This window comes from Caldimonas manganoxidans ATCC BAA-369 (genome assembly GCF_000381125.1).
Lineage (GTDB): Bacteria > Pseudomonadota > Gammaproteobacteria > Burkholderiales > Burkholderiaceae_C > Caldimonas > Caldimonas manganoxidans.
Genome location: NZ_KB905996.1, coordinates 1 through 4,886, shown reverse-complemented (window position 1 = coordinate 4,886; position 4,886 = coordinate 1). Strand labels below are relative to the sequence as shown.

Genomic DNA, 4,886 nt, shown 5'->3' with positions numbered 1-4,886 from the left:
TGGGTCTGCAAACGACAGGCGCGCGGCTACGGCCACTCGGACCTCCGGCATCCGGTGGGCGATGCCCGGCGCTATCCGATCGACTGGGTGTTCTGCTCGCGGCGCTGCCAGGAGGCGTTTCACGCGCTCTACGGTCAGTGGCTGCGGGTGCAGGAAGGACGCACGCCCAAGACGGAGGTGGCCATGATCGACCCGTCTGACGTCGAACTGGCCGCGATGAAGAAGTGCCTCAAGGCCTTCGGCGAGGTCGCGGGCGAGATCGGCTTTGCCAAGCCGCTGGGCGAGTATTCCGAGGCCGAGGCGCTCCAGGTGGTCGACGCCATCGTCACCTGCTACACGGAGGCGATGGTCGAGCACCACGAGGCGACCAAGTATCCGCCGGTGCGGGGCTTGAAAGACCCGGTGTCCGACCCCTTCGCCGACCTCGAGGACGATCTGCCGTGGGAGGAGCCGAAGGCTCAAGCGCAGACGGCACGCACGGCAGCACCCAAGGAGGCGCGGCGATGATGGACTTCAACGCCTCCAAGAGCCTGTCGGGTCAGCTCACGGCGCTGATCGATGCCGGGATGCAGCAGTCTCGCGCGGCGCAGCCTCGCCGCACGTACCTGGGCGCCTCGCGCCTCGGGGTCGCCTGCGAGCGCGCGCTGCAGTACGAGTTTGCCGACGCTCCGGTCGATCCGGGTCGCGAGACCGACGGTCGGCTGCTGCGCGTGTTCGAGCGCGGCCACGTGATCGAGGACTGCATGGTCGGATGGCTGCGCGCGGCGGGCTTCGATCTGCGCACGCGTAACGACGCGGGGGAGCAATTCGGCTTCTCGGCGCTGGACGGGCGCCTGCAGGGCCACGTCGATGGCGTGCTCGTCGCGGGGCCGGATCTGGGGTTCGGTTGCGGCTATCCGGCGCTGTGGGAGAACAAGTGCCTGGGCGCCAAATCGTGGCGCGAGTTGGAGAGACATCGCCTCGCGGTCGCCAAGCCCGTCTACGCCGCGCAGGTGGCGCTCTACCAGGCCTATCTCGAACTGCACGCGCACCCGGCCCTGTTCACGGCGGTGAACGCCGACACCATGGAGATCCACGCCGAGCTGGTGCCGTTCGATGCGGCGTTGGCGCAGCGCATGTCCGACCGGGCCGTGAAGGTCATCACGGCCACCGAGGCGGGCGAACTGCTGCCGCGCTCGTTCTCCGATCCCACCCATGTCGAGTGCCGGATGTGTCCGTGGCAGGACCGGTGCTGGAGGGCCGCGGCATGAGGACCCGATCCGTATCGACGACGGGCGCGATTGGCGAGCCCATGATCGACGCCAAGCAAGCCGCGGCCAGCCTGCGTCTGCCGTACTACTGGTTCGCCGATCCAATGATGCGCGCCAAGCACCGCATCCCGCACTACCTTCTGGGTGGGCTGGTGCGCTACCGGCTGTCGGAACTGCAGGTTTGGGCCTCGCACCACGCGAGAGCCATGGCCCGCAGCGCGTCGGATGGCAGCGAGGAGGGCGGTGCATGATCGATTTCAACGCTCTCCCGGACCCGCCCGCCGACGCCGACCCCACCGCGCGCCGCGAGGAGATTCGCGCCGCGCTGCTCGCGAGGCTGGAGTCGGTGCTGTTCACGCTGTTCCCCGCTGGAAAGAAGCGCCGCGGCAAGTTCTTCATCGGCGACGTGCTCGGCAGCCCGGGCGACAGCCTGGAGGTCGTGCTCATTGGGGACAAGGCGGGACTCTGGACCGACCGTGCCGAAGGCTCCGGCGGCGATGTGTTCCACCTGATCGGCGCTCACTTCGGCGTGGACGTGCACGGCGACTTCGCCCGCGTCCTCGATCTGGCCGAGGACCTCGTCGGCCGTGCCCCCACGGCCCCGGCGCGCAAGGCGGCCAAGGAGACCCCGGTCGACGATCTCGGCCCGGCCACCGCCAAGTGGGACTACCTCGACGCACAAGGGCGCCTCATCGCCGTGGTCTACCGCTACGACCCGCCCGGGCGCAAGAAGGAGTTCCGGCCCTGGGACGCCAAACGGCGCAAGATGGCACCGCCCGAGCCGCGGCCGCTGTACAACCAGCCGGGGATCCAGGACGCCGCCCAGGTCGTGCTGGTCGAGGGCGAGAAATGCGCCCAGGCCTTGATCGACGCCGGCGTGTGCGCCACCACCGCGATGCACGGGGCGAATGCGCCCGTGGACAAGACCGATTGGTCGCCGCTGGCGGGCAAGGCCGTCCTCCTCTGGCCCGATCGCGACAAACCCGGCTGGGACTATGCGATGGCCGCGGCGCAGGCCGCACTCGCCGCCGGCGCCGCCTCCTGCGACGTGCTGCTGCCGCCCGACGACAAGCCCGAGGGGTGGGACGCGGCCGACGCCGTCGCCCAAGGCTTCGACGTCGCCGCCTTCATCGCCACGGGCCCACGGATGAGCATCAAGCCAGCACTTGGGCTGCCCACGCAGGAGCCTTCCGTCTGGGCCACCGACGACGCGCTGGCGCTGACCTTCACGGCCCGCTACAGCGAAGACTGGCGCTACTGCGCCGCCTGGGGCAAGTGGCTGGTGTGGGACGGACGGCGCTGGCAGGCGGACGAGACGCTGTTGGTGCACCACCTCATCCGCGCGATCTGCCGCGAGGCCGCCCTCAAGGCCGACTCCCACCGGTTGGCGGCCAAGCTCGCCGCGAGCAGCACGGTCGGCGGCGTGGAGCGGCTGGCGCGCACCGACCGGCGGCACGCCTCCACCTCGCAGGAGTGGGACGCGGATCTGTTCGCGCTCAACACGCCGGGCGGCGTGGTCGACCTGCGCAGCGGGCGGCTACGTCTCCACGACCGCGCCGACCGGATGACCAAGCTCGCCACCGCCACGCCCCGCGGCGACTGCCCGCGCTGGCGGGCCTTCCTGACCGACGTGACCGGCGGCGATGCCGACCTGCAGGCCTACCTGCAGCGCATGGTGGGCTACTGCCTCACCGGTTCGACGGCGGCGCACGCGCTGTTCTTCCTCTACGGCACCGGCGCCAACGGCAAGTCGGTGTTCGTGAACACCTTGGCCACGATCCTCGGCGACTACGCCACCAGCGCGCCGATGGACACCTTCATGGAGGCGCGCGGCGACCGCCATCCGACCGATCTGGCGGGCCTGCGCGGGGCGCGCTTCGTCTCCTCCATCGAGACCGAGCAGGGCCGGCGCTGGAACGAGTCCAAGGTCAAGGCCATCACCGGCGGCGACAAGGTCTCGGCGCGCTTCATGCGCCAGGACTTCTTCGAGTACACGCCCCAGTTCAAGCTGGTGATCGCCGGCAACCATAAGCCCGCGATCCGCAACGTGGACGAGGCGATGAAGCGCCGGCTGCACCTGATCCCGTTCACGGTGACCATCCCGCCCGACAAGCGCGACGCCATGCTGACTGACAAGCTCCTGGCCGAGCGCGACGGGATCCTCGCGTGGGCGGTCGAGGGGTGTCTGGCCTGGCAGCGCGAGGGGCTCCAGCCCCCGGCCAGCGTGGTGTCGGCCACCGCCGAGTACTTCGACGAGGAGGACGCCGTGCGCGACTTCCTGGACGAGGAGGCCCAGCGCCACCCGCAGGCCCGCGTGGCCGTGGCCGACGTGTTCCAGCGCTGGCAGGACTGGGCCGGCCGGCGCGGCGAGTACGTGGGCACGAGCCGCTGGCTCGCCCAGCAACTGGCCAACCGCGGCTTCGAGCGCACGCGCATCCACGGCGGCGTCAAGGCCCTGGCGGGCCTGTCGCTCAAGCCCAAGGACTACGGCGTACGGCTCCCGTACCGCGACGACTGACCACCCACGGTGACCGAAGGTGACTGGTCCAAGGATTGAATCTCTTTACGCGCGTACGCGCGCGGGCGGAAGGGATATTCCCCACGGCGGTCACCTTCGGTCACCGGCATGAGAACACGAACGAAGGACTGCAACGATGACAGCAACGATTCTGGCCCTCGACCTGGGCACCACCAGCGGTTGGGCGCTGCGCGACCGCACCGGCCGCATCACCAGCGGCAGCCAATCCTTCAAGCCGCAGCGCTTCGAAGGCGGCGGCATGCGTTTCCTGCGCTTCAAGCGCTGGCTCACCGAACTGAAGGCCCACGCCGACGGGATCGACGCGCTGGTCTTCGAGGAAGTGCACCGCCACGTCTCGACCGATGCGGCCCACGCCTACGGCGGGTTCCTCGCCACGCTCACGGCCTGGTGCGAGCACCACGGCATTCCCTACCAGGGCGTGCCGGTGGGCACGATCAAGAAGCACGTCACCGGCAAGGGCAATGCGAGCAAGGACGAGATGATGGTGGCCGTGCGTGCGCGGGGTCACGCCCCGGCGGACGACGACGAGGCCGACGCCTTGGCGCTGTTGCACTGGGCCCTCCCGCTCCACGACGCGGCGCAGGAGGCGTGAGATGGACATCCCGACCCCTCGCTACCGCTGCCCGCTGGGGCGCCTGCAGCCCGAGCCGATGGACGTGGAAGCCGTCAAGCGCCGCGGCTGGCGCGAGCAACGCCTGCTCGTCGTCTCCCTCGAGGACGACCGGCTCGACTGGATGGAACGCGAGCTGATCCGCCGAATCGGCGAGCGGCTCTACGGTGCACGGGAGGCGCGCCATGGCTGAGTGGACCGTCGAGCGTGTGGCCGAACGCTTCCGGGAGGCGGCCATCACCGCCCACCGCCTGCCGCCCGTGCGGGTGCAGGGCTACTTCAACACCTGGCCCGCGATCCGGCGCATGCCCTGGGAGACGCTGGGGGCTGAGCCGACGATCCGGCGCTTCCCACCCAGCCCCGAGGCCATCGAGCGCATGCTCGAGACCATGCGCTGGGTCTTGTGGCTGGAGGAAGAGGAACGGCATCTCGTGTGGATGCGCGCCGAGCGCCACCGCTGGCGCGACATCTGCGCCCGCTTCGGCTG

Annotated in this window: 7 protein-coding genes; all 7 read left to right on the top strand. The window is 70.1% G+C overall.

Going from position 1 to position 4,886, the window contains the following annotated elements:
* Window positions 1–507: DUF6511 domain-containing protein (locus tag F615_RS20610; protein WP_019562372.1), on the top strand; the 507-nt coding region annotated here is incomplete at its 5' end.
* A complete protein-coding gene (locus F615_RS0117150) occupies window positions 504–1,250 on the top strand; it encodes a hypothetical protein (protein ID WP_019562371.1) in 747 nt (248 codons plus the stop codon). The genes F615_RS20610 and F615_RS0117150, both read left to right, overlap by 4 nt.
* On the top strand, window positions 1,247–1,501 hold the full coding sequence (locus tag F615_RS0117145; protein ID WP_033371809.1) for a hypothetical protein: 255 nt from the start codon (window positions 1,247–1,249) through the stop codon (window positions 1,499–1,501). Before F615_RS0117150 ends, F615_RS0117145 begins: the two co-directional genes overlap by 4 nt.
* Complete coding sequence (locus F615_RS0117140; RefSeq protein ID WP_019562369.1) at window positions 1,498–3,768, top strand: phage/plasmid primase, P4 family; 2,271 nt, start codon at window positions 1,498–1,500, stop codon at window positions 3,766–3,768. Before F615_RS0117145 ends, F615_RS0117140 begins: the two co-directional genes overlap by 4 nt.
* A gap of 136 nt (window positions 3,769–3,904) precedes the next feature.
* Window positions 3,905–4,381, top strand: coding sequence for a crossover junction endodeoxyribonuclease RuvC (locus tag F615_RS0117135; RefSeq protein WP_019562368.1), 477 nt, complete (start codon window positions 3,905–3,907; stop codon window positions 4,379–4,381).
* Between the two features lies 1 nt (window position 4,382).
* Window positions 4,383–4,592, top strand: a complete 210-nt coding sequence (locus F615_RS0117130) for a hypothetical protein (RefSeq protein WP_019562367.1) — start codon at window positions 4,383–4,385, stop codon at window positions 4,590–4,592.
* The coding region (locus F615_RS0117125) for a DUF6362 family protein (RefSeq protein WP_019562366.1) at window positions 4,585–4,886 on the top strand (302 nt) is incomplete at its 3' end. The genes F615_RS0117130 and F615_RS0117125, both read left to right, overlap by 8 nt.

Coding starts and splice junctions, on each gene's coding strand:
- F615_RS0117135 (WP_019562368.1), top strand. CDS start 3,905: ATGACAGCAACGATTCTGGCCCTCGACCTGGGCACCACCAGCGGTTGG.
- F615_RS0117145 (WP_033371809.1), top strand. CDS start 1,247: ATGAGGACCCGATCCGTATCGACGACGGGCGCGATTGGCGAGCCCATG.
- F615_RS0117150 (WP_019562371.1), top strand. CDS start 504: ATGATGGACTTCAACGCCTCCAAGAGCCTGTCGGGTCAGCTCACGGCG.
- F615_RS0117130 (WP_019562367.1), top strand. CDS start 4,383: ATGGACATCCCGACCCCTCGCTACCGCTGCCCGCTGGGGCGCCTGCAG.
- F615_RS0117140 (WP_019562369.1), top strand. CDS start 1,498: ATGATCGATTTCAACGCTCTCCCGGACCCGCCCGCCGACGCCGACCCC.